The sequence below is a fragment of the Marinomonas sp. PE14-40 genome (genome assembly GCF_051623805.1).
In the GTDB taxonomy this organism is placed as follows: domain Bacteria; phylum Pseudomonadota; class Gammaproteobacteria; order Pseudomonadales; family Marinomonadaceae; genus Marinomonas.
On record NZ_CP130700.1, the window covers coordinates 3,155,418 to 3,182,010 of the forward strand.

Here is a 26,593-nt window from a genome sequence, read left to right on the forward strand (position 1 = left end):
AGTTCTTCAATAACAAGTGGCTTTTAGTAAAAAGTAATTAATCTTAAATTTCTTTATGCCATACGGTTCTATTTATGTAATCTGTATAGCTCTGAATTACTTTTACAACATGAGTTGATACTTTATTAGGGGCATAATCAGTAATACTCACAGTCGAATGCTCTGTTGTAGCAAGCTCAATTGAATCAAGAACCCTTTCCTTAGAAAGTCCAGACATAATCACAGCGCCAACATCCATACCTTCTGGTCTCTCATGCGCTTGACGAATCATAATACTAGGGAAACTCAATATAGAAGATTCTTCTGTAATTGTTCCGCTATCAGAAATCACACAAAAAGCTTCTTTTTGCAATTTAATATAATCAAAAAAACCTAAAGGTTTAAGGAATTCAACTTTTTCATGTAAGTTTTCTAAACCAATTTCTTCTAGTTTCTTTCTTGTTCTTGGATGAGTCGATACTATTACTCTTTTACCATACTTATCTGCAATTGCTTTCAAACTGTCTAGCAGGTTGTTAAAATTCTCTTCCGAATCTATATTTTCTTCTCTATGCGTTGAGACAATAAAAAAATCTTTAGGTACTAATTCTAGCCTCTCAAGTACATTTGATGAAGATATGTCAGATTGATAAAAGTCTAATACTTCTCGCATAGGGGAGCCTGTTTTAATAATAGTTTCAGGCTTTATTCCCTCATCTAACAAATAACGTCTTGAATGCTCACAATGCACCATGTTTATATCACTTAGGTGATCAACAATTTTCCTATTAAGCTCTTCTGGGACTCGTTGATCGAAGCAGCGGTTTCCAGCTTCCATATGGAAAATTGGAATTTTCCTTCTTTTAACAGGAATAACTGACAGACAGCTATTTGTATCACCGTACAAAAGAACAGCATCAGGCTTTTCATCATCTAGTACAAGGTCAATACTAGAAATAACACTGCCTATAGTTTGTGCAGCATTACCTTTAGCAGAGTCAAGAAAGTAATCGGGTTTTCTAACACCTAAGTCATTAAAAAAAACCTCATTAAGTTCATAGTCATAGTTTTGTCCTGTATGAACTAGTACTGTGTTCATATGTTGCTCTAACAAACTTAATATGCGACTTAACTTAATTATCTCTGGTCGAGTACCAACAATTACCATTACTTTTAAGCTCATGTACTTATCCTTTTAATCTTCCAACAAAAATTTTAGTTAGAATCATATATTATTTAATTACTTTTCAGATTTAGCTTTCGATAGAACTCTTCGTTTACTTTGAGATCTTCTACAAGCTCACTCCAATCAGGAAGTGTTAATCCAGTTTCTATTCGTAGCTTTTGTGATGACAAGCTGCGATCTATAACAAAAGAAGGGTCTTCTTCAATACTAATATTCAAGCCAAGACTATCCTTCACCAATCGTAATAAGGAGCACTTATCTATTGGATTACTTGACAAATGATAAATCCCATGGATCTCAGAATTTGGCAAAATAAAGTCGTTCAAAACATTTATAAATGTATTTGTAGGAAGGCCAGAGTATATAGCCTTTGAAAAACCTTTAACCATCTTACCTTCTTGAGCCTCAAACCAGTTAACAAGCCCTCCATGAGGAAAAACTTCACGGCCGATAAAAGAGGTTCTCAATGTCACAACATTTTCTAAATAATCAATCTCACCTAAAGCCTTAGTTTTTCCATACAAATCAGTAGCATTAGGTACATCACTTTCTGAATACTTCCCATTTACACCATCAAAAACACAATCAGAACTAAACTGGATCATTCTAGCATTAAGTTTTTCACAAATTTGAGCAAGGTTATGTGGAAACAGAGAGTTCAACTCAATACAAGCTTTGTGATTACTAGATATTTCTAATTGCTTTACAATTCCGATACAGTTAAAAACTACATCTGGACGAACCCGCTCTACAACTCTTTCCACTTTATCAATATCTAGTACATTGATGCCATCAAATATCTTAGAACGGTCAATATTTGGCATATCAGGTATAAGAGCTTTAGGCTTTCTCACTAGTACGCTTACATCATGTATCTTACTTAAGCCTATCCACAGACTATGCCCAATCATACCGGTCGCACCAATGATTAAAACTTTCACTTAAATGCCCTCTGGAACATTTAGTATTCCTTTTTCAATATCGCCAATAAAATCTAACTTTCTTAATAAACCTTTCATACCCTCAACATCCAATCTTGCAGTATTGTGCGAATTATAATCTTCTACGGTTGAAAGGTCTTGATCACCTTCTTCAAAAAACTTAGAGTAATTCAAATCACGATTATCTGCAGGGATACAGAAATACTCTCCTTGATCTTTAGCGACAAACATCTCTTCTCGGCTGCATAGAGCTTCATAAAGTTTTTCGCCATGTCGAGTACCAATAATATTAACCTGGTGATCCGTTTTGTCCATAATGCTAAAAATAGCCTTAGTTAATACATCTATTGTTGCTGCTGGTGCTTTCTGAACAAATATATCCCCGTTTTCCCCGTTCAAAAAAGCATGGATAACTAAATCGACAGCATCATCTAATGTCATCATGAAGCGAGTCATAGAAGGGTCAGTTATCGTAATAGGCTCCTCTTCAATTATTTGCCTTACAAACAAGGGAATTACTGAGCCTCGTGATGCCATAACATTACCATAGCGTGTAGTGCAAATAGTGGTATTTGTGCCATTAAGGTTTCTACTTTTAGCTACAATTACCTTTTCCATCATAGCTTTTGATACCCCCATCGAATTAATAGGGTAAACAGCTTTATCTGTACTCAGACATACAACTCTTTCAACACCATGGTAAATGGCACTTTCTAACACATTCTCAGTTCCTAATACGTTAGTTTTAACTGCTTCCAAAGGGTAAAACTCACAAGAAGGAACTTGCTTGAGAGCTGCAGCATGAAAAACGTAGTCTACGCCTCGCATAGCATTAGATATGCTTTGAGCGTCACGAACATCGCCAAGATAAAACTTTAACTTATCATTGTTAAACATTTTCCGCATGTCATCTTGCTTTTTTTCATCTCGTGAAAAGATACGAATTTCAGCGATATCACTATCAAGGAAGCGCCTTAAAACAGCATTACCAAAAGAACCTGTTCCACCAGTAATAAGTAACGTTTTATTATTGAACATTAAATTAACTCTCACCCTATAATATAGTTAATTGTATCACGAGAAGTTTTTTCCCAATCAAATTTTTTTGACCGTTCGAACGCCTTAGTTGATAGTTCTTTTTGATAGCCTTCATTACTGTCAAAAAATTTGACCGCTGAAACTATGCTATCAATACTACGAGGGTTAAAATAATGAAGAGCATCACCTCCAAATTCAGGCATTGGAGCAACATCCGAGCATAAAATAGGAACTCCTGAGGACATTTTTTCAAGTAAAATATTAGGGCAGCACTCGCACGATGATGAAAAGATATGCGCCTTAGCACTTTTATAATATGAACTTAATTTCTGATGGTCTACTGCACCCAATAAAATAATTGAATCTTCTAGACCGTTCTCAATTATCAAGTTAAACACCTTCTCTCCATACTTATTGTAGTTTTGCCCAATAAGCACTAACTTTGATGTAAACCCAGAATCAATGAGCTTTTTCCAAGCTTTTATCAACTCTAATTGCCCTTTGTAATAATCAAGGATTGATACATACAAGTAGTATTCTTGGTTCACTAACCTTTCATCTATAGCACTTTCAGTGTTCAAAAGATTTTTGTTTATCCCATGAGGAATTACTTTTGCTTTACTATCAAGAGAAGGTAAATAATTCAAAACCTCCTTTTTAGAAGTCTCAGATATAAAGATAACTTTATCAGCCATTTTATAGCTAATTAAATAAATGAACTTTAGTAAAAGTAATTTATATCTTATATAAGATAACGCAGGAAACTTCTTCCTCTCAGAAGGGGAGAATGGCAACATATTTCTCAGTGCGGTTACTGTTTTTACAGTGCTAGGTAATGGTGTAACCATTATCCCGCCCGGAGCATAATATCGCTCAATACCATTATCTTTCAAAAATCGAGGTAATGAAAAAAGCTCCCAATAAACACGGTGAAATATTGACTTTGAAATTTCATTTATAAGGTAGACTTTAATGCCTTTGTTTTTTAAATAAGAAAACTGATCAAAATTATCTTTACTCAAAAGCAAATAAATCTCTAGCTCATCACTAACCTCTATAGAACGAAGGAAATTAGCAATATATGTTTGCCCCCCACCTCTTAGAGCACTAAATGCATTAATACAAATTTTCATAAGAAAACACCAATTAACTATTAGTTATATTTTTTATAAGGCCACACTCTAGAAGCACCCTATTTGCTCTTTTAGTCCAAGAGTAATTTAAGTTAAAGTCAGCAAGTGCCTTTTTAGCAAGCCTTTCTCTATAAGAGTCGTCACAAAGTTTATTTAATGCAGAAACCCACATATTTATATCATCGCACTCAGCCAATACTGAATTACTCTCATTTAACACTTCGCGAAGTACAGGGAGGTCGGAGGCAATTATTGCTGAATCTGAAGCCATATACTCAAAAAGCTTCATAGGTGACATCCACTCACTCGTGTCAAGATTACTTCCTGAAGTTGAAAGTCCACGCTGATAGGGCATCAACAATATGTCACAGCCAGCTCTAAACTCATCAGTTTTACTTGGTGCCATAAAGCCTAAAAATTTAAGGTTTTTTGATTGAAATGGTAACCAAAACTTAATATCTGCCTCTTCTCCTCCAACAATATAAAAATCAAACATAGGAAAACTGTGCGCTAGCTTAATTATAATATCCATGCCGCGCCCTTTATAAAGATGACCTACATATCCAACTTTAACACGATTGAAAAAGTTTCTTTCACCTAAGTAACTATTCTTATCAGCGGCATCATGAGCTATTAATATCTTATTTTTTTTTATCTTACTTTTTTCTAAGTATAATTGCTTCAATTTATCTGATATAACAACTAACTTTAGAAAATTTTTTTTTGAAAATAAAAAACCCTCTAAAGTTTTAACCAACCTATTTTTTGGTACTCCATGTGATTCATATACAACTTCAAAACCAAGTAAAGTTGCCAAAAAAGAACCGTAAACATCTCTAGCATATACAAGTGTTTTATCTTTGTTATACTTCGAAAGAGATAAAGCTAATGAAGGTAGATTTAACAGGCTAGCTCCTTTTTTCATCCCATTACCCCTCAACGTAATATCAAATTTATTTTCACACCCATAATACTCAAACAAATCTACTTGCTCTTCCATGTAATTTGAACGTGCAAACAAATTTACTCTAACCCCTTCCAGTGAAGAAAAAGCTGAGGACATTTTCATAACATGTATTGAGTTCGCTGTTCGTGACGGAATAATAGCATTTGAAAGATATATAATATCCATTTTTCACCTTTAAAATTTAAACTTGTAATTAAAATTTCTAAATGCTAAATAAAATAGAAATGGCATATAAGCAACTTTATGCCTCATCATAGTAAGGGGACTACTCTCCACCATAGCAACAAGAAATGATAATAATAATATATATATACAGACTCGATAAGCTCTTTCACTTCTGAAGGTAGCTCTACTAAAAAAAACAACAGCCATTAACAATAGCAAAGCGCCTAAGATCGAATCAAAGAGAAACAACCACTCTCCAAAAGTTTCAACGTCTGCTACTAACATCGGCATATAGTACATTGGCCAATTTATCAATGTACTATAAAAAGCATTTAAAGGTGTTTTATTAAATTGAAATATTCCAAAACCTAATGAATCATCTTGTAATGCTAAAGATCTATAAGAGAAGAAGTCATAAAAAGAAGTGTAATTTAAAGCAAAAAAAATTATCAATATTCCAAGAGGAAAAAAATAATATAGCGGGTTTTTAAATTTTGAAAGAAAAGTAGCAAAAAGTAATACTAAAGCAGCTTCAGTTCTAAACATAAACATTAACGCTAGTATGCAAAAAAACTTCGCTCTACCTCCTTTTCCAATCAAGAAGCACAAAAAAACAATAGATATTAGGAAGGCATAATAGTCACGTAAAAACGCAGAAGCGAAAAAAAGATTCGATGGCAATAAAAATAATAGAAGCCAGAAGTAAGAAGAAGAAAATGTTTTATTTTCAGATGAAAATCTAAACAAATAGTACAACCAAAAAAGTGTTAGAGTTATATTCAATATTAAACTTGAATATAAGCCGATATCATATAAACCTTTAAGAATCCATGTTGCAATATAATATTGATAATTAGCATCACCTTCATAGGTATTAAAAAAACCACCCGTAAACAGTAACTCATCAGATGTAAAGCCAGTAAAAGTTAGACGATAATAACCAAAAATAAACATAAAAACAGCAACAATAGCGCAATAACAAGCGGGCTTGGAGACAATAAAACTATTGTGTTGCATTTATATTGGCCTTTACTCGTATTGAATTAGCTAAATCAGATATTTGTTTATCGTAACTTCCTGCTTCACCAGAAATTCTTGAAGATTTTTTTAACAAGTCACTATATAAATTCACAGCCACACCATCATACATTGAAGCAGAAATATATGAAATCAAAGCACTATCATCTATTTTATAACTCTCAATTAACTCTTTAAAGCAGGAATAATAATCTTTCATTGAATCTACATTTCTTACCATAGAAGGTGGTAGTAAGGAAAAATTTACATCACCTAGAACAATAACCGGCTTACCTAAAATAGAAGCCTCTATACCAACAAAACCACTAATAACAGTAATAATTTTAGCTTTTAGAATCCAATGGTACGGTTTATTTTTTGCGGGTGCAAAATAAACATTAGGGATATTCAATAAAGCATTATAATACCCCTCGCTTCTATAGGATACAGACCTTGGATGTTCTTTAACAATCACTTTCCAATGAATTGGTATAGATTGAGCTACCCTGCGAATCGTTTCAATTTGATTTTGATGATCAATACCATAAACAGATAAAGCTATTTCAGGTTCTGAATGCATTGGAAAAAAAACAAAATCACCATCAATCTCTTCAAGTGATATAGTTCTACTCTTTAATATTTTTTCATTTTTCCATATTTTATATTCACGTAATAAGTTTGAATGTAGGTATGAATTAAATTTCCCAGGAACATGATTATCAACTTTACAATTACGCTGGTTAACCTTATCACGAATTACTCCAGCAAAACCTAGACAGTACCGTTTAAACAGGTCTTTTGATTTTGAGTTTGCAGAGATAACTGAGCCCTCATACTCTAATGGAGCTTTTCTAGCATTGGTTAAAAACTCACTAGCCGCAAGACTGAAAGGGTTTTCTCTTTCCTTATTTTTAATACTATTGTATAAATTTGCAAAAGCATCTGAATAAGCAGTAACAGTTTCTGAAAAGGTAACAAAATTGTTAATTTTAGCAGATCGAAGAATTAAGCATTTAATCCCCCTTACTTCGGCAACCATATTTAATAAATAATCACCAAAAGTAACAGGAACAAATGTAACAACTAAGTCTGGTGCAGCCTTGTCAAACAATTCATCTATATCTTTCAATGAATTATAAATAATATTTTGAATTTCTTGATGATTGAATTTTGTTTTATAATCTTGTTTAGATTTACAAAACTCACCAAACATCAACCGACGATCAGCAACAACACTATTCCAAATTGGTCTTATTTCTCCATAACGTTCCTCAAGGCACGATATAATTTCAAAACTAAGAGAAGTAGACCTTGCATCCTTATTAGTATATTCCCATTCCTTTAATATGTTGTCATCAATAACATCTAAATTAGAAGAGTTAGCATTATAAAACTCGGAGTCTGAAACCCAGTAAAAACTTTGAGAAATATCCCCCTTAGCTTTTAACAGTTTATCAATATCATTGAAAACATTTAATATGCTACCTTGAGCGCCAAAAATAATATTCAAACCAACTCCATATCTTTTTTAGTTTTTATAAAACAAAACACAAAATATACAAAAACAATTAAACTTACGAAAAAAATTATAGCTTTACTATAAGTGAGCTCATAAGAAAGCCCGTTACTAAAATAGTAAAGGACCAAAAAACCCCCTTGAAATAAAAGAGGATAAAAAATTATTGTAAAAACCCTCTTAATTGGTTTGTCTGACATACTTTTTAGGGATATATATGAGCTAAAACCAAACCCTTTTAGCAAAAACACAAACAAAATCATAAATGGAAAAGAGTAGTAGCTAATAAAGTAATGTTCTGAAAATAACCAAAAAATCACAAAGCCTATTAAGACGTAAGAAAGTTCTATAACACCAAGTCTCCAATGCTGTGAATTTACAATTAATATTGCTCGAGATAGTTGAGACACCATCAGGATAGGAACTCCCATAAACAAAACAATAGTGATGAATGTTAGTTTTTCTAAGTCGCTTGAATTTAACTCAGCGTAAGATAGCCAATACGCATAGAACTCAAACCCAAAAGTAACGACAGCAATAAAAACAAGAACACATCCATTCATCATAATTTTTAAAACTGATGAAAACATATCTAAGTACTGTGTCCTTTTTGATGGATCTACTCTTGATAAAAGAGGTAAAAAAACTCTATTAATTGATGTGGCAAATGGCATAAATGCTTTAAGAAGTAACAATGGATAACTAAATAGATATAAATTATCTATTCCAAATTTTTTCGCAAAAATGAATGTCGTTCCTTGATATAGCATTGAAGAAGAAAAGGTCAATAAAAAACTTGCGCTACCCAATGATAAAACACTCTTCAATGCTTCAAAATCTTCTTTTTCATACAACCCAAACCTTACTTTCAGCACAAATATAACATATAAAAGTTTTAAAAAATTAACGACAATTAATGGGAGAAAATATGCAGAAACTATATAAATTAAGCTCACATCAAAATATAGCAAAACAAATAACATTGAAATCAATTGTATAGTTGTTTGTAATATTTGAAATTTTAATAATAAACCAAATTTAAGATATGCCTGCAAAAAACCAGCAGTAAAGCCTATCGATAGTGACATCAACGAAAAAAGTATAGCTAAAACAAAAGCATCTTCAAAAGCAGACGTTGCTTTTATTTCATAAAACATTATCACATACTCCATAAAAAAATAGAAAATCAATCCTAGGAGTACTGCAAGAAGCAATAAATAAGATAATGATGCCCTAAAATATCTTGAAATTAGAGCATTATCATTTAGTGCTATTGCTTTTGAAATTTTATTTGATAAAGCAGTGTTTATTCCCATTTCAGCAATAGATATTAATGCAACTACTTGTGTGATAATAAGCCAAAGGCCAAGGTCATATTTACCTAAGGTACTCAATAATATCGGTGGTAATATAAAAGAATTTATAAGGGCTACAACTCTTCCAGACCACACTCTTATAACACCTGAACTTAAAGTATTTAACATTAATTCAAAATCTACAACCACTCAACAGTAATTAATTCTCTTTTATTATTAGTAGCACAATCCACCACAACTAGACCTGAGTCTATTCTAGGATGTAAATCACACCTAACTTCTCCTTTAAATTTATAGGGAGTATAAAAGGAACACTTTTTCAGAACTGAATAGTTCTTATCATCAATAGAATATAAAACTTGCTCTCTAAGGCTATTAGGATATGTATCGGATACAAATATTCCGTCCTCTTGGCTATACATAGGGTGACCATCTAAATTTCCATAATGAAATTCTATTTTATCATATTTCCTATTTAGATCTATATACTTATAATATCCAACACTACCGTTATTTGATACTGTTACTAATAACTCAGTATTCGATATCCAACAAAAGTGCGATGGAGTTCCTTTGTTGATTAAAGTAAATAATTTTTCTCCATAAAAATCAGATGTAATCAATCTTGTAAATCTTTTACCTGACATTGAACATACTGAAATATGAAAAAAACAGAAACGATCACCATCCTTATTAAACTTCAGGTGATTTATATATTGCAAATCATTTGGTGGAAAGTCACATTCAAATTTTGATAGTCGCTCCAGAGAAATAATTTCCTTTAATGCTTTACTCTCAAAGCAATAACTATAAACACCTCCATTTAATAAATTATTTTCTATAATGTCACAACTATAGCCATATCCAGGCCGGTAAGTCTGTAACCGACTAAAATCTAAAGATAAACCTTTCTTCCCACAAACAGAAATATCATATAACGCAACTTCTATAGATTCTGAATTACTTTTCAAATCAACATCGTAGATAACCGAGCCATACTTCCCATTTACTATCGAGTTATAAATTACTCTAGATTCATCTAGCCACCTCAATCTTGCACCCATTTGCCAAGACCAAGCATTTGTCTTACCAAACTCTATATATTCACTAGGCGAGCCTAAATCAAAGTAACCAACAGATACTTCTTTGCCATTATTTTTAGAGTTTGTGGAAAATGGAAGTTCATGAGCTAGAATTTTATTTCTCCTCCTATTAATTGGGTTTAAATCATGATACCCAAAAAATATCTGCCCATATTTTTTTTTGCTCTTATAAACTGTAATTTTACAGCTCTGATATAAATTTATTTTTTTTCTTTTTAGAAAAACTCTTTTAAGTGTAGATATAACAAAATTCAATGCGTACTTTAATTCTCCAACTTTTTCTCTACCAAGAATTCGCCAGACTATTTCTTTAAAAATCTTATCTTTAATAAACATATTTTAATCATCTGTTTAAAATTACAGTAAATATCTTTTTTCAAAGAATATAGAAAAGCATCATCAAAAATTTTTTTCTGTTTATCGTATGTGTTTTGATATTTCCCTGAGGTATTATTTTTCTTTTTCTGAGCCAAGATATAGATCTCTTTTCCATCGTCCAATGTTGTAACTACGAAACCAGATAACTCTAACAGCCTAACCAAATTAGGAGAGTTGAAATACTGTACATGCACTGGCCTTAAAAAACTTGTACTGAAACCTTTTTTCAAATCGGGAAAGGAAGCATTTGGAGCAGCTATATACAATAAGCCATCATCAACCAATAATCGGTTAATAACTTCTAGAGCTTTTGCAGGCTCGGGTAAATGCTCAATAATGTGTCGAAACACAACTAGGTCAAAAGTGCTTTCATATTTTTTATTAACTTCAAAAATATCTGATGAAATAATTATTCCACTAGTTTTTTTAATTTTCATTGCCAACGAGTCTATAGGCTCAATAGCAAAATACTTAGCACCACTACTATTAAAGAACGGAATGGACCAACCTTCACCAGCACCTATATCTAAAACTTTCTTATTTGTCAGGTTTAAATCTGATAAACGTTCTTTAAGTACATTAAGCTTTTTATTTTTTGCTTTTTCACGTTCGTTACTTGATATATATTTCCCACCCAAGAACATTTCATTGTTATAACTTATTCTTTGAGCGTTTATCATTGGCACTATCTGCCCATGCCCACAAACCTTACATAAGCTCACTTTAGCTTTATATTTTTCATTTAAAGGAGAGAAGTATGAATAACTTTTACCCCATTCTTGACTATTACACACACTACAATTATTTTCAGTCACTTATTTTTCCTTTAGTGTGATATGAGAAGTAACTTTTTTAGCAATAAAAACTTCTGTTTTTTCCCAAGACTCTTTTGTAACTCCCCCTATATGAGGAGTGATCAATACATGAGCTTTATTCTTAGCGTAATTCAAAATAGGGTTAGTTGTCTGAAAATCACTATCAACCTCACCATTTAACACATCAAGAGCAACACCTCTGACGATATCATTCTCAAGCGCATTAATTAGAGCAGCATCATTTATAATCCCACCTCTGGAGGTATTTAATAGAATAGGTTTTTTTTTCATTTTTTCAAATAAATCGTAATTGAAAATGTTTTCCGTATATTTATTTAATGGTATGTGTAAAGAGATGATATCAGACATTGAAAGCAACTCATTTAAAGAAACATGAGTTTCCTCACCTTCACTCAGTATTGTTTTCACATCATAGTAAACTACTCTCATTCCAAAGCAGTTACCGTATTTGGCTATCTTTTTACCTATCCGGCCATACCCTACTACACCCAAGGTTTTTCCAAATAATTCAGAACCAAAAAATTCATCTCTATTCCATTCCCCAAAATCCACACTATTAGTAGCGCCAGTAATACTCCTAATTAAACTTAGCAACAACCCCCATGTTAATTCTGCCGTTGCATGAATTCCATCTAAAAATTCAACCTCACCTTTTAAAGAGATTATCTTTACCCCCATAGCCTCAGCATATTTTTCATCAATATGATCAGTTCCGGTGACATTGCAACAAATATATTTAAGTTTTTTTGCTTTTTCTAAAAGGCTTGAATCAAGTTTGACAGCAAATCTAAAAACCAAAATCTCATAACAATGAATAATCGACTCTATGCCGCCCATACTTTCAGAATAGCAGTCAACTTGACCTAGTTTGTTATATATGCTTATTGCTTCTTGTGAGTATCGATCAGGGTCAAGTATCAATATTTTCAATTATTCTCACCTAAATAGAATTCTGCATATTTAAAGTCTATCTCCTCATCAATATTGATTGTTCTTTCTGCCGGGATAACATATTTTAAACTTCCTTCAGGATAAAAGTTCTCTTCCTTCATCAAGGTCTTTATTTTAATACAATATACCATTCCATTCCTATGATATATTTTGGGAAGATCTTGCCTATTCAAAGATATCTTATCTAACATTAATGGAATCAACGTATCACCTTTACATTTGTACATTCTAGCAGGGTGATTGTCTCCAACTTCAGTAACTCCAACGACAGAATTAACAAACTCTTTTTTTATCATGCTAACGGGCTTTATTAAATCCTGCACAACTCTAAATGGACTGGTAGGTTGTAGTAGAAAAATAGCATCATCTTCCGAAACTTCAGCTATATTATTAATTGCATGAGAAGCAACTGGAAACATTTTTGTTTCATCCTGAGCTAATAACACAGGCCTTTTTATAACTTTAGCTCCATAATCAGATGCTACCTTAGAAATTTCATTATCTTCTGTTGTTACATATACTTCAGAAAAAATATTACTATTTATCGCTAGTTTAATTGTATGCGCAATTAATGGAATCCCCCCTAAGTTCCTTACATTTTTCCTAGGAACACCTTTTGATCCACCTCGAGCAGGTATTAGACAGAATACTTTCAAGTTAGCCTCTAGTAATTAATAGATTTTTGATATTTCAAATCAATTTTTGTAAGCTCTTCTGCTATTTTATAGCCTGCATCTCCATAACCAAATAAAGATGATCTATCATAGCGTCCAACATTTATTTGCGATGTAATTGCTTCAACTATCTCTTGTTTATTGTAAGCAACAAATTGAACATTTTTCCCACATTCCCTATCTCTTTGCCTATCACCAACAATTACTGAGGGAACACCTAAGAAGCTACCTTCACGAATGAATGAAGATGAGTTTCCAACGCAACACAAAGAATTTGCCAATATTGAAACATAGTCTTCTGCTGAAAAATTTTTGAAAAAATGAAAACCATTAGCCAATTTATTTTCTCTAAAAACTCGTATGCCTTTTGAAATATCATCGGTTCCAGCATCACCATTAGGCCACAAAACAACTTTTTGTATGCCTTCAAACTTTTTTAATGCATCTAAAGTCTCATTAATCTGACTCAACCCATCACCATAACTAGTAGTAACAGGATGTTGTACCATCAAAATATATGGTTTAGACCAATCAATTTTGTCTCCTACACCTGAATACCGCTCCAACTCAACTCTATTAACTGAATAAGAATCTTTACTTATTAGGTCCATTGCAGGGCAACCATAGTTAAAAATAGTATTTTCGTTTTCACCCATCCTATTTATACGTAACGCTGATTGTTTAGTACACGGAAAATGATAGTCAGCCATTTTTGTTATTGCGTGCCTAACTCTATCATCAATATTCCCACTTACTTCTCCTCCTTGAATATGCACAAGTGGTATATTCATATAAGTAGAAGCTATTGCAGTAGCCATAGTTTCATACCTATCAGCAACAGTAACAACCATGTCAGGTTTTAAATCACTAAATACACTTGAAAGCTCGACAATACCAAGCCCTGTTGATTTTGCTTGAGTTATTAAATTTTCACCTTCAATTAAATAATGAATCGATCTATCAGGTTCAAATCCATCTGCTTTAATAATATCAACAGCTCTCCCAAACCTATCAAGTAATGTAGATGCAGCTACAACAAGTTGAAGATGTAATTGTTCATGATCTTTAATTGCTGCCATCAAAGATTTAACTCGCCCATAATTTGCACGACTAGCAACAACAACGCATACATTCCTAACCATCTAGATCTTCCTCAGTAATAAAATCCCATTTATTTAGGTTTTTATTTAATTTTCTTCCAATAATAGTTTCAATATTTTCACAAGGCAGCCCTAAACCTGCAGGCTTTTTGGATTCCAAATCACTAAGTCTGATCATTTCACCTTTAACCTTATTACAGTTTAATGCAAGCGATCTCCCAAATATTCTTTTCATCTCGGCAAATCTACTGTCTTTTACTTTTACCACCTCAGATGATCTAAGAGTATTAAATGCAGTATTCATTTGAACTATTTCTTTAATTTGATCAAGGTCAAGTGATGACCTAGTGTCAGGACCAAACATTTTTTTCGAAAATGCCACATGTACTTCTATTAAATCAACCCCATGAGCCGCACAATATACTGATGGAAAAACTGTTCCCGAATGATCAGATAACCCTACATCTATTGAAAACTCTTTTTTAAATTCTTTTAATACATTAACCCCCACTTCTTCAAGTGGCACTGGGTAAGAGCTTGTACACTGCATAAGGGAGAGTTTTATATTTTCAACCTTAATTAACTTAACAGCTTTATTTATTTCATCAAAACTAGCCATTCCAGTAGATATAATTATTGGCTTTTTAGTCAATGCGACTTTTTTTAGGAGCAATTCATTTGTTAAATCACCTGAACCGATTTTATACCTTTCAACTCCAATTTTTTCTAGCAAATCAACTGCAGCGCATGAAAACGGCGTACTTAAAAACTTCAAACCTACTTCATCACAATGATCTTTTAACCCTTGCCATTGCTCAACAGTAAACGACATACGTTTCCAATATTCTTGTCTAGTAACATCTTGGCGTGAAAACTTAACTCTAAATGGCTCTTCTTCACTACTTTCTGCTTCAGCAATATGTGTTTGAAACTTTACAGTATCAACCCCTATTTCAGCTAATGCATCTATATATGAATGACACATACCTAAACTACCATCGTGGGCTTGAGCTACTTCTACAATTATTTCCATATTCCACCCTAGAAAAAGAATTAACAGTTTTTGTTAAAAAACTCTACATACCAAGGCATAGCCTCAGATAGTCCTTCATTTATCTTGAACTGAGGTTTATAACCTAGTAAAGATTCAGCCCTTTCAATACTTGCTTGTGAATGCCTTACATCACCACTTCTAAACTCTCTATATGTAGGGCTCAATTCTACACTCAACCCTTGAGTCTCTATATTTGCCTTAATCAATTCGAAAAGCTGATTTAAGGTTGTTCTATCCCCTAAAGCAACATTATATACTTTGTTTTTTTCAGCAGAGCTAGCAAGGGCCGATAGAATATTCATTTGAACCACATTATCAATAAAGCAAAAGTCCCTACTAGTTTCTCCATCACCGTTTATATAGATTTTTTCATTTTTAATCATAGATGAGGTCCATTTAGGAATAACTGCAGCATAAGCACCGTTTGGATCCTGCCTCTTCCCAAAAACATTAAAGTATCGAAGACCTATTGATTTGAAGCCATATGTCTCTGCAAATACACTTGCGTATAATTCATTCACATATTTTGTAACAGCATATGGAGAAAGTGGTGCTCCTATATTATCCTCAAGTTTTGGGAGCGCTGGATGGTCCCCATAGGTTGAACTACTTGCAGCGTATGTAAAGCTACATACATCCACTTCTTTTGCAGCCTGCAAAACATTAAGAAAACCAGATATGTTCGTTTCATTTGTTGCAATTGGATCTGCTATTGAGCGAGGAACAGAACCCAATGCAGCCTGGTGCAAAACATAATCAACACCTTTCATTACGTCTAGACAAGTCCGATAGCTTCGGATATCTCCTTCAATAAATGAAAAGCGTTTCCATTGAACAGGTGAAACAAGTCTTTCAACTTCATTCAAGTTTCGTAAATGACCAGTCGAAAAATTATCTAGCCCAACAACAATTTGATCAAGCTTTAGAAGCTCTTCAAGCAAATTCGACCCAATAAATCCTGCCACTCCAGTAATTAACCAAACTTTAGGGGATTTCAATAAAGTTCTTTGCAATTCTTCATATTTAATCATGAGCTTTCCATAGGTGTAGATGAGCTCACACTCACCTTGGTAATTTACTCTTAAAGACGCATATCCACGGTCATTTTTGGTAGAACATATTTTAAGTCATATAAAACATGTTTACTTTTACCATATGTATGAATTTTTTCAGCACCTAGCTCTTTAAAGTCATCATGAGCAACAGCAATTATTACGCCATCATATTCTCCAATTCGAGGACTGTCTAAAAGCTGAATACCATATTCCGAATAAGCTTCATCACTAGAACACCACGGATCTACAACATCTACATTTACGTTATAGTCTTTAAGCTCCTTAATAATGTCGATAACTTTTGTATTTCTTAAATCTGGACAATTTTCTTTAAAAGTTAACCCCATAATTAAAACATTCGCTTTCTCAATATGGATTCTTTTTTTGAGCATTGCTTTTATTAACTGAGAGACTATATATTGTCCCATTCCATCATTAAGGCGGCGACCAGCTAAAATCATTTCAGGGTTATATCCTACCGACTGAGCTTTGTGAGTTAAATAATATGGGTCAACACCTATACAATGCCCCCCAACTAGACCAGGTCTAAATGGTAAGAAATTCCACTTTGTTCCTGCTGCCTCCAATACCTCTAAAGTATCAATACCCAACTTATTAAAAATCACCGACAATTCATTAATAAGAGCAATATTTACATCTCTTTGTGTATTTTCAATTACTTTTGCAGCCTCTGCCACTTTAATGGATGATGCTTTATGAGTACCTGCAGATATCACAGTTTTATATAGCTGATCAACTGTCTCCGCTATCTCAGGGGTTGAACCGCTAGTTACTTTCAAAATATTAGTAACCCTATGCTCTTTATCTCCTGGGTTTATACGCTCCGGAGAGTAACCGACGTAAAAATCTTCGTTAAATTTTAAACCTGAAAATGACTCCAGCAAAGGCACGCATACCTCTTCCGTAGCGCCTGGATATACCGTAGATTCATATACAACAATATCCCCCTTTGATAAAACCGCACCAAGCATTTCACTAGCTCTAATCAGAGGAGTTAAATCTGGTTGATTATGAGCATCAATAGGTGTTGGAACAGTAATCACATAAAAATCAGAATGATGTAAATCACTTACATCAGAAGAATAGTTTATTAAAGGAATATTTTTAAGTTCAAACTCATCGACTTCTAATGTTGAATCAATACCAGCCTTCAACTCATCCACTCTAGATTGGTTTATATCAAACCCAAGCGTCTCATATTTTTTCCCAAACTCTACCGCTAAAGGCAACCCTACATAACCAAGACCTATGACTGCTATTTTTTTCATTTTTACCGTCTTATGAATAATTAAACACGAAAACAACTAAACTATACTACTTTTAAAAGTAATGCATTATCTCTAAATAAAATGAAACTGACTATATGTTTACGCAGACCTTTTAATAATCTTTTGATAGATTTTCTTTCGTCTCCTTATAGTCTCGAAGATCATAAATCAAAATGCATTTAAGTAATGAGACTAATGGAATAATTTAGACTTTAATCTCAAAAGGTTCAAACTCCCAACCAAGTATTCCAGTTAAATAAATAGCTACTCAACTGTGACAGATTTAGCTAAATTTCTAGGCTGATCCACATCCGTACCTTTAACAACAGCAACATGATAAGACAATAACTGCATTGGAATGGTATGAACTATTGGCTCTAGTATTTCAGGCACTTTTGGCACTTCAGTAAAGGTGATCGCGTCTTCGTTATGTAGGTCAGTTGCTTTATCAGCAAAGATAAACAACTCACCACCACGCGCACTAACTTCTTGAAGGTTGGATTTTAACTTATCCAATAAGTTATTGTGAGGCACCATGGTGATAATTGGCATATTCTCATCAACTAACGCTAAAGGCCCGTGTTTTAATTCACCTGCGGGGTAAGCTTCAGCGTGAATATAAGAAATCTCTTTAAGTTTCAACGCTCCTTCAAGTGCAATCGGGAACATAGGTCCACGACCTAGAAATAAAGCATGGTGCTTATTCGCAAATTTATCTGCCACATTTTTAATATGTGAGTCTTGCATTAAAGCAGCATCAACATGAGCCGGTAGATCACGCATTGCCTGAACAAGCTCAGCCTGCTTAGCTTCTGACAAACCTTGCTCTACGGCAATAGCCACACTCGTGATCAACAAAGCAGTCAGCTGAGTTGTGAATGCTTTTGTAGATGCCACACCGATCTCTGCGCCAGCATTAGTTAACAAGGTTAACGCTGACTCACGCACCAAGGTACTTGACGGCACATTACAAATAGCCAACGTCGTTAGATAACCTAGCTCTTTTGCCATACGAAGGGCAGCCAAAGTATCCGCTGTTTCACCAGACTGAGAAAGCGTTAAAAATAACGTATTTTTAGGTACAGCAACCTTACGATAACGATACTCACTTGCCACCTCAACCGTACAAGGAAGGCCAGCTAGATCTTCGATCCAATATTTTGCCACCATACCAGCATGATAACTTGTCCCACAAGCAACGATATGAATGTTCTCAATATCCTTTAAAAAAGCAGAGTCAGCACCAAAGCAGCTGGTTAAGACTTTATCCTTACTGGTACGACCCTCAAGACACGCACTAATAACCGCTGGCTGTTCATAAATTTCTTTCATCATATAGTGGCGATACTCACCTTTATCGGTTGCATCAACATTATGATTAAACACATGAACAGGTCTATCTTGCTGTTCACCGCTCACATCATAGATAACTACTGAATCTCGGCTAGCATCGACTACGTCACCCTCTTCAAGGAAGATGAACTGGTCAGTAACATGCAATAAAGCCAGCTGATCTGAAGCAACAAAATTTTCCTCAATACCAACACCAACAACGAGGGGGCTACCTTTACGCGCAGCAATAAAGCGCTCTTTTTCAGCTTTATGGGTAACCGCGATCGCAAAAGCACCTTCTAGTTGAAACAATGCCGCTTGCACTGCTGATAGAAGATCAAACTGATTCGCACGCTTGAGTTCAGCATGAATAAGGTGAACAATCACTTCCGTATCTGTCTCAGATTTAAATTGATAACCCTGCTCAATCAAGCTATTACGCAATACCTCATGATTTTCAATGATACCATTATGAACAAGCGCTAAATCATCGCTAGAAAAATGAGGATGAGCATTCGCTTCTGTTGGCTTACCGTGAGTTGCCCAACGAGTATGAGCAATCCCTATTTGACCATCTAACGGGGTAGATTCAAACTTATCCTTTAAAGCCTGAACTTTACCCACAGCCCGGTGAGAATAAACACCAGCGTCATTATTAACCGCCACACCAGAAGAGTCATATCCTCTATATTCAAGACGACTCAAACCTTCAATTAAGATTTTTGAAACATTTCTTTTTGCTATTGCAGCAACAATTCCACACATAATATTTTCCTTAACAACACCTTTAAACAAGATATGTTTAAAGCATGTTTAATCTTTTAATCATTCAATAAATGTTATTTTCAAAATAATTGTCTTTTTGAAAATCGTTCTTACGATTTCTTTTTAACAGGTTTTGGCCAATTATCTTTATTTGTCTGACGTGCTCTGGCAAAAGCTAATTGATCTTTATTAACTGTTTTTGTGACAGTTGATCCAGCAGCAATAGTGGCACCTTCACCAATTTCAACAGGAGCAACTAAAGAAGTATTAGAGCCAACAAATACACCATCCCCAATTTGAGTCAGCGACTTATTAACACCATCATAGTTGCAGGTAATAGTGCCTGCCCCAACATTCACCCCTTCACCCATTTGGGTATCACCCACATAACTAAGGTGACTAATTTTGCTGCCTTTTCCAATGATCGCTTTCTTTGTTTCTACAAAGTTTCCGATTTTGGCACCTTCTGCCAACTCAGAACCCGGTCTTAGGCGAGCAAAAGGCCCTAGATTACAGTTATCACCCACCTGACTATTTTCAATCAAGGTATTTGAGCTAATAACGGTATTATCACCAATCACACAATTCTTAAGGTGACAGTTAGCAGCGATAGAAACATTATCCCCAAGCTCAACATCACCTTCAAAGATACAATTAACATCGACCTGACAATCCATGCCTATTTTCAATTTACCACGTAAATCAAATCGAGCAGGGTCAGCAAGCGTTAAACCTTCAGCCATAAGTATTTCTGCTTGATTTTTTTGCAGCTCTCTTTCTAACTGAGCCAATTGAATTTTGTCATTCACTCCAGACACTTCCGCTTCAGAGCTTGGGTGCACAGTCACTATTTCAACACCATCTCGTGCCGCCATGGCGATAACATCAGTCAAATAATATTCACCTTGAGCGTTATTACATTTCAGCTGAGATAACCAAGGAATGAGCTTTTGATTTGGCGCTAGCAAAATACCGGTATTCGCTTCTTTAATTTTTTCCTCTGCCTCAGAAGCATCCTTTTGTTCGACAATTGCCGTTACCTTGCCTGCTTCATTGCGCACAATACGACCGTAACCTTGTGCACTTTCTAAAACGACGGTTAACAGCACCAAGGTATTATCATTAGCTAGCGATGCCATTTTTTGTAAAGTTTCAGAACGAATCAAAGGAACGTCACCATATAAGGTCAACGTCATCCCGTCTGGATCTAAACTATCAACGGCTCGCTTAACCGCATCGCCCGTTCCTTTTGGGTTATTCTGCCAAACTAGGTTAGCTTCAAAGCTCTGACAAGCTTTCGCAACAGTGTCACCTTGATGCCCAACGATAAGGTGCAAATTAACATTAGCAAGTGTCGTAGCCGTATCTAGCACTCGTCTTATCATAGGCACACCTGCAATGTTATGGAGCACCTTAGATTTGTTTGACTTCATTCTACTGCCTTTTCCAGCAGCTAAGACTACGACATCCTGATTCATAAACACCCCAAAGAATTATTATCTTTCATTATTAATTTAATATTTTGCAATTAAACCTTGAGTGTTAAATCAAAACAACCCAAATTGTCATAAATAAAATGACAAGCAATTGACCATTTAATTTTTAAGAATATTAATAAATAACTCTGCACTATTGCTTTGCCCTTCTGGATTTTCAATATGTGCATAAACAGGGCAGGATAAAATAGAATCGTTAATTAAGTTTAAACAACACAATTTATTCGAAGCCAACTCACTTTCTACTTCACATAGGGGCAAATAGGCATACCCCATCCCACTTTCAACCATGGCAATTGCCGCTGGGATATTGGCAACCTGAAAAGTATCACCACTCATCAAATGACTATCAATCACAATTTGCCTCTCACGTTTCAAGTCTGCAGAGCAAACCCCATCCGCTTGAAAAGCAAGTTTGTGAGTTTTTGAAACAACAGCCACCATCTCAAGCATCAAAATTGAGGAGAACAAATCACTTCCAGAGTCGTTAGTGGTTAGCTTAATACTCGCATGAGCATTATTAGGTTCAGGTCTTGCTAGCGAAACAAGCTCTTCGCTAAAGTTTAGCTTAGTTCCCGGAGATACTATCTTGAATTCAGTAATAGCTTGGAGAAGTAAAGAGTAAGGGACACTGGGGCTAATATAAATATACAACTCATCACCCCAGTTTTGATTTAATGCATTAGCTAGGTTTTCTAACTGCTCTGATTGTTGCAATAATGTACGTGAGTGCTCCAGCAATATCAAACCTCTATCAGTTAACTTCGCTTTTCGCCCTTCCATCTCAAGAATGGGAAAACCTAACTGCTGCTGCAGCTTAGTAATACTATAGCTAATAGAGGACTGACTTTTATGTAATACTTCAGCAGCCTGAGTGAACCCTCCTGCATCAACAACTGTGTGGAGAACTCGCCATTGTTCCAATGTTATCTTCGACATTTATCACTCACCTTTTAAGGGAAAGTGAAGTGTAAAACCTATTGAGCTAAGGTAGCAACTATCGCCTGCGCTATCTCTTCAGGTTTTGAATCATGATAAAGCAGCTTCACCAGCTCACCTTTTTTATCAATCAAGTAAAGTCTAGAACTATGATCTACACTGTAACCCATAGCAGAATCTTCAAGCTCTACAATACGGTATACAGCCCCATACTGCTGAACAACTTTATCAACCTGCTCCTTGGTTCCTGTAACACCAACAAAACTTTCATTAAAGAAAGATACATAGTTAGACAGTATTGTAGGCGTATCTCGCTCAGGATCTAAGCTGACAAACATACCTTGCACTTGCTCTGCCTGCTCTGGCGTTAGCTGCTTCATTGCACGTGCGACATTAGTCAATGAAATAGGACAAACATCAGGACAATGAGTGAACCCAAAAAACATAAGAACAAGCTTATCATCTCTAAAATCACTCAAGCTGACAGGACCATCCACACCATTAAGAGTAAATTCACCCCCCAAAGAAGAAAAAGCACTGTTTGATCCGTTAGTCTCTTTCCCTTTAAATAATGCACTACCAAGCCCAATTAATAATGCAGCTCCCATTAAGAGTATCAAACTTGCTTTTTTTAACATTACACTCATCCTTACAAATCACTTAATTTTTACGCTTATTTTTTCTAAACGCTGCACCAAGGAGAACAATAATAATGCCTAGACCTAAACCACTCCCTCCGCCTAAAATAGAAATTACTTTTTTATTTGGGGCAGACAATATAAATGGTTTTTCTGGAGTTTCTATATACTGCATGACTTGAAAATCTAAATCAGGAACAACTTTAAGATTATAAAGTAGACTAAGCTTTGCATCCTTCTGGGCTATCATGGGCTCAAAAAGGCTCAAGTTTTCTAAATCATTTAAAACGTTAACTTTTGCCTCTAAAGCCTCTGCTCCTAGGGCCACACTAAAAACACCACGCAGATCAACATCATAATTTTCTAAAGGTCTTGATATTCTGGCATTTCTTGCAATATTCAATTCATATTTAGACTTAAGTTTTTCCACTAGCAACTGACTTTTAGCCTGTTCCTTTAACATATAAACTTGTTGCTTAATTTCATTTTTTTTACCACTTATCAAGGCGGTAAGGTTTTTTTGTATGGAAAGACGTGTTTTCTTATCAATAAATGATAAGTAGCCTAATAGCAGCTCATAACTTTCTTCTGATGTTTTCGACTCTGCAATAACCTGATAAGTGTCAGATGTTTTATCATGCTGAGGTTTTACACGTTTTTTAATCTCTAATCGTTTGTACCAAGTCTGATAAAGTTTTTGCTCTTGTATTTTATTAAGTTTTTCATTATCGCCCTTTTCTAATGCATCAAGCCTTTTTCTGAACTCGACATTAGTCTTTAAATATGTTTTTTTATTCTTTTGTTTTTTGAACTGTTGCACAAAACTTTCCAACAATACACTAGGCAACAAAAAGTCATCTAATTTCTTATTACGAATCATCGCTCCATTGGATGATATTTCACTAAAAGAGGGAGAAAGCTTACCAACTTGGTTTTGAAGTAATTGAAACTGACTTAGATCTGGCTCAGCTATCAGGGCTTTAGCTTCCCATTTTTCAGCACTTAATAGCGAATATGTCATCGCTACAAGAAAAAAGAGTATAGAAACCAGCGCAATAACAAGCCTACCCTTCCAAAGAGAAACAAGTATCTCTTTTAAATCTATTTCATCATCTTGTCGTTGCACCTGAAGGTGCTGCTGGGCTTGATTGGGTATTACTTTAGTAGTTAAATGTTCCACAAATGTTCCTTGAGTTCTAATCGACATAAACAATACTATGTCATTATTCAAAAATGACAGGCATTTTAGGCCGTTTCTTTTTTTTTTAAAAGCAAATATATTAGTTGCAACTAACTTACAAACATTTTCCAACAATTATATGCTTTTTTTTCACTGTCTCATTTCAAACTCATATCTAGCTAAGTAACTAGAACCCCATTTTTCCTGCATCGTCATATCTAATTGCCATAACATAACTTGCGTCGTGCAAAACGGAATTCTAAGTAAACCAACCCATTTACCATCAACATATTGAAGTTGTGTCTCACTTATTCCCATATACATGGTTTTACCTTGAAGAAGAAAGTGTACACCCTCTAAATCACTTTGCTCACTTCCTACAAGTTGCTTTGGCTCAACTTCAATTTGTATTGCTTGCCCGGCTGAAAAGTCATTCATGACCGATATAAGATAGTTTTGCTGACCAATACTCACTTCACAGATATCTTGACCAAATTGACATGCATTGGTCGAAAGCACTTTCGCCTCTCCATTATCAGCCAACACCAACTCTGCCGCATTGTTTGAAACCCAATACAGAAGAGGTAGAGCAATAACAGAGATCAATAAGAGAAACTTAGGTTTCATGTCTAAAGCAGCCCATAAAAGGTTAAAAAAAACAGCCGTTAAATTAAAAGTGGATAGCCACTATATTTAGCGCCATATCATACAGAGACTATCCTCGATTCTCACCAAATTATTAAAAGACAAAAACAAGTTATATTAAGTTCAAATCATTTAGAATAAATCGCAAATATTAAGGAAAGCAAAGAGCAGAAACATAAGTCGCTTTTATCATATTGTGTCTAATCTGAAACAGAGTACAATCAGCCAATCATTTTTATTGCCTTTAAGGAACTTGCCTTGTCGACCTCTTTACACAATGCCTTACAAGCACTTTCTAAATATTGCATTAACGAACAAGATTCTAACGCACTCACATTTCATCGCGGCATAGAGCGTGAAGCCCTAAGAGTAAACAATAAAGATGGTCGTGTTTCACATAAACCTCATCCGACATCTCTTGGCTCAGCACTCACTCACAATTCTGTTACGACAGACTATTCAGAAGCACTACTGGAATTTATTACCAGTGTTCACCCTAACGTAGAAGGTGCACTAGAAGAGCTCGACAACATTCACTTATTTGTTAGTAAAGAGCTTAAAAAAGAGGGCGAGTCACTCTGGCCAGCAAGTATGCCAGGCCTTATAGATGGTGATAAAGATGTGCCTATTGCAGAGTACGGCAGTTCAAATTCAGGCCAATTAAAACACGCATACCGACAAGGGCTTTCCTCTCGTTATGGTCGTGTCATGCAGTGTATTGCAGGCATGCACTATAATTTTTCTTTCGATGAAGGTTTTTGGCGTTTCCTAAAAAATCACAAAGAAGACAGCAAAACTTCGTCTACCGACTTCAAATCTGAGTCTTACTTCGCTTTAATCAGAAACTTCAGACGTAGCTCTTGGTTACTCCCTCTTTTGTTCGGTGCATCTCCTGCAATAGATAAAAGTTTTTTACCTAATGGCCACAACAAACTAACAGAAACCAGCCCTGACACCTTAATTGGTGCCAATGCAACTTCTTTAAGAATGAGTGATTTAGGCTATAGTAATGATGCTCAGGCAGATCTTTATGTTTGCTATAACGAAGTATCAACCTATATCCAAACGATCCGTAATGCGATTCAAACGCCTTATTCTGAATATGAAAAAATTGGTGTTAAGGTTGATGGTAAATATCGCCAATTAAACTCCAACATCCTTCAAATTGAGAATGAATACTATAGCGACATTCGTCCTAAGCGAGTGGCGCAGTCTGGTGAACACCCAAGTGCAGCATTAAGAGATAAAGGGGTTGAATATATCGAAGTCAGAATAATGGATTTAGATCCTTTCTCGGCTATTGGTATGAGCAAAGACACCCTTTACTTCCTCGACACATACTTAGTTTACTGTATGTTGCGCGGAGATGAGAAGTTCACTTCGGAAGAATGCGAAGCATTGAGGTCGCTACAGCAAGAAACGGTTACACAAGGGCGGGATCTTGATAAGGTCATTCGCTTCTTAGAGGGCCCTGCTAGCATTAAAAATCAAGCAGGCATGCTATTAGATGATATTTTAGAAGTCGCTAACACACTGACAAAGCTAACAGGAAACACGGCTTATATCAGTGCTGTTCAACTGCAAATTGACAAGATAAATCGCAAACAACCATTGCCTTCAGAACAGATATCTAATTTATCAATAGAAGAAGGCAGTTACGCCAAAGCGATGCTAGCACTTGCAAATGAACATCAAATTAAATGGCAAGAACAACCTTTAAACTCAAAGATTGAAAGCGAGTTCCAACAGGAATCTATTGCATCTATTCAGCGTCAAAAGCAGATTGAAGAGAGTGATGAGCTAACTTTTGATGAGTTCTTAAGTGAGTACCTAAAACCTCAATAAGGTAAAGCAAACTTAGATATGAGAAAGCCATAAATATTATGGCTTTCTTGCTAAG

At 34.9% G+C, this 26,593-nt stretch carries 23 protein-coding genes; 1 reads left to right on the plus strand and 22 read right to left on the minus strand.

Annotation, left to right across the window (positions count from 1 at the left end):
- Positions 1–43: 43 nt before the first annotated feature.
- The 22 genes from wecB to Q0A08_RS14740 form a co-directional block, all read right to left on the minus strand.
- Positions 44–1,162: a non-hydrolyzing UDP-N-acetylglucosamine 2-epimerase gene (gene wecB / locus Q0A08_RS14635; RefSeq protein WP_438462253.1), complete on the minus strand. Its 1,119-nt coding sequence runs from the start codon at positions 1,160–1,162 to the stop codon at positions 44–46.
- A 53-nt stretch (positions 1,163–1,215) separates the two neighbouring features.
- Positions 1,216–2,106: a dTDP-4-dehydrorhamnose reductase family protein gene (locus tag Q0A08_RS14640; protein ID WP_438462254.1), complete on the minus strand. Its 891-nt coding sequence runs from the start codon at positions 2,104–2,106 to the stop codon at positions 1,216–1,218.
- On the minus strand, positions 2,107–3,144 hold the full coding sequence (locus tag Q0A08_RS14645; protein WP_438462255.1) for a polysaccharide biosynthesis protein: 1,038 nt from the start codon (positions 3,142–3,144) through the stop codon (positions 2,107–2,109).
- A gap of 11 nt (positions 3,145–3,155) precedes the next feature.
- On the minus strand, positions 3,156–4,277 hold the full coding sequence (locus Q0A08_RS14650) for a glycosyltransferase family 4 protein (RefSeq protein ID WP_438462256.1): 1,122 nt from the start codon (positions 4,275–4,277) through the stop codon (positions 3,156–3,158).
- 13 nt (positions 4,278–4,290) lie between these two features.
- Positions 4,291–5,409 (minus strand): glycosyltransferase family 4 protein, encoded by a 1,119-nt coding sequence (locus Q0A08_RS14655; RefSeq protein WP_438462257.1) that lies wholly within the window; start codon positions 5,407–5,409, stop codon positions 4,291–4,293.
- Positions 5,410–5,418: 9 nt separating this feature from the next.
- The gene (locus tag Q0A08_RS14660) at positions 5,419–6,426 is read right to left on the minus strand and encodes a hypothetical protein (RefSeq protein WP_438462258.1); all 1,008 of its coding nucleotides are present in this window, start codon (positions 6,424–6,426) and stop codon (positions 5,419–5,421) included.
- On the minus strand, positions 6,413–7,936 hold the full coding sequence (locus Q0A08_RS14665) for a capsular polysaccharide export protein, LipB/KpsS family (RefSeq protein ID WP_438462259.1): 1,524 nt from the start codon (positions 7,934–7,936) through the stop codon (positions 6,413–6,415). The genes Q0A08_RS14660 and Q0A08_RS14665 overlap by 14 nt, the downstream gene beginning before the upstream one ends.
- Positions 7,933–9,426, minus strand: a complete 1,494-nt coding sequence (locus tag Q0A08_RS14670) for a hypothetical protein (RefSeq protein ID WP_438462260.1) — start codon at positions 9,424–9,426, stop codon at positions 7,933–7,935. The genes Q0A08_RS14665 and Q0A08_RS14670 overlap by 4 nt, the downstream gene beginning before the upstream one ends.
- Before the next feature lie 11 nt (positions 9,427–9,437).
- A complete protein-coding gene (locus tag Q0A08_RS14675) occupies positions 9,438–10,697 on the minus strand; it encodes a hypothetical protein (protein WP_438462261.1) in 1,260 nt (419 codons plus the stop codon).
- A complete protein-coding gene (locus tag Q0A08_RS14680; protein ID WP_438462262.1) occupies positions 10,664–11,554 on the minus strand; it encodes a class I SAM-dependent methyltransferase in 891 nt (296 codons plus the stop codon). The genes Q0A08_RS14675 and Q0A08_RS14680 overlap by 34 nt, the downstream gene beginning before the upstream one ends.
- Positions 11,555–12,505: an NAD(P)-dependent oxidoreductase gene (locus Q0A08_RS14685; protein ID WP_438462263.1), complete on the minus strand. Its 951-nt coding sequence runs from the start codon at positions 12,503–12,505 to the stop codon at positions 11,555–11,557. It lies immediately after the preceding gene.
- Positions 12,502–13,182, minus strand: coding sequence for an acylneuraminate cytidylyltransferase family protein (locus Q0A08_RS14690; protein WP_438462264.1), 681 nt, complete (start codon positions 13,180–13,182; stop codon positions 12,502–12,504). Before Q0A08_RS14690 ends, Q0A08_RS14685 begins: the two co-directional genes overlap by 4 nt.
- An 8-nt stretch (positions 13,183–13,190) precedes the next feature.
- Positions 13,191–14,342, minus strand: a complete 1,152-nt coding sequence (gene neuC, locus Q0A08_RS14695; RefSeq protein WP_438462265.1) for a UDP-N-acetylglucosamine 2-epimerase — start codon at positions 14,340–14,342, stop codon at positions 13,191–13,193.
- Positions 14,335–15,333: an N-acetylneuraminate synthase family protein gene (locus Q0A08_RS14700; RefSeq protein WP_438462266.1), complete on the minus strand. Its 999-nt coding sequence runs from the start codon at positions 15,331–15,333 to the stop codon at positions 14,335–14,337. Before Q0A08_RS14700 ends, neuC begins: the two co-directional genes overlap by 8 nt.
- A 20-nt stretch (positions 15,334–15,353) precedes the next feature.
- Positions 15,354–16,385 carry an NAD-dependent epimerase/dehydratase family protein gene (locus Q0A08_RS14705; RefSeq protein WP_438462267.1) on the minus strand — a complete coding sequence of 344 codons (1,032 nt, stop codon included), beginning with the start codon at positions 16,383–16,385 and terminating at the stop codon, positions 15,354–15,356.
- Positions 16,386–16,435: 50 nt separating this feature from the next.
- Positions 16,436–17,698 (minus strand): Vi polysaccharide biosynthesis UDP-N-acetylglucosamine C-6 dehydrogenase TviB, encoded by a 1,263-nt coding sequence (tviB, locus tag Q0A08_RS14710; protein ID WP_438462268.1) that lies wholly within the window; start codon positions 17,696–17,698, stop codon positions 16,436–16,438.
- A gap of 264 nt (positions 17,699–17,962) precedes the next feature.
- Entirely contained in the window at positions 17,963–19,795 is a 1,833-nt protein-coding gene (gene glmS / locus Q0A08_RS14715; RefSeq protein ID WP_438462269.1) for a glutamine--fructose-6-phosphate transaminase (isomerizing), read from the minus strand.
- A 110-nt stretch (positions 19,796–19,905) separates the two neighbouring features.
- The gene (gene glmU / locus Q0A08_RS14720) at positions 19,906–21,273 is read right to left on the minus strand and encodes a bifunctional UDP-N-acetylglucosamine diphosphorylase/glucosamine-1-phosphate N-acetyltransferase GlmU (RefSeq protein ID WP_438462270.1); all 1,368 of its coding nucleotides are present in this window, start codon (positions 21,271–21,273) and stop codon (positions 19,906–19,908) included.
- A gap of 117 nt (positions 21,274–21,390) precedes the next feature.
- The gene (locus Q0A08_RS14725; protein ID WP_438462271.1) at positions 21,391–22,230 is read right to left on the minus strand and encodes a LysR family transcriptional regulator; all 840 of its coding nucleotides are present in this window, start codon (positions 22,228–22,230) and stop codon (positions 21,391–21,393) included.
- 38 nt (positions 22,231–22,268) lie between these two features.
- Entirely contained in the window at positions 22,269–22,868 is a 600-nt protein-coding gene (locus Q0A08_RS14730) for an SCO family protein (protein ID WP_438462272.1), read from the minus strand.
- A gap of 22 nt (positions 22,869–22,890) precedes the next feature.
- Positions 22,891–24,048, minus strand: coding sequence for a Wzz/FepE/Etk N-terminal domain-containing protein (locus Q0A08_RS14735; RefSeq protein WP_438462273.1), 1,158 nt, complete (start codon positions 24,046–24,048; stop codon positions 22,891–22,893).
- Between the two features lie 150 nt (positions 24,049–24,198).
- Complete coding sequence (locus Q0A08_RS14740; RefSeq protein ID WP_438462274.1) at positions 24,199–24,675, minus strand: hypothetical protein; 477 nt, start codon at positions 24,673–24,675, stop codon at positions 24,199–24,201.
- Between the two features lie 276 nt (positions 24,676–24,951).
- Between Q0A08_RS14740 and gshA the strand changes: the two genes are divergently transcribed.
- Positions 24,952–26,538 (plus strand): glutamate--cysteine ligase, encoded by a 1,587-nt coding sequence (gshA, locus tag Q0A08_RS14745; protein WP_438462275.1) that lies wholly within the window; start codon positions 24,952–24,954, stop codon positions 26,536–26,538.
- Positions 26,539–26,593 lie beyond the last annotated feature (55 nt).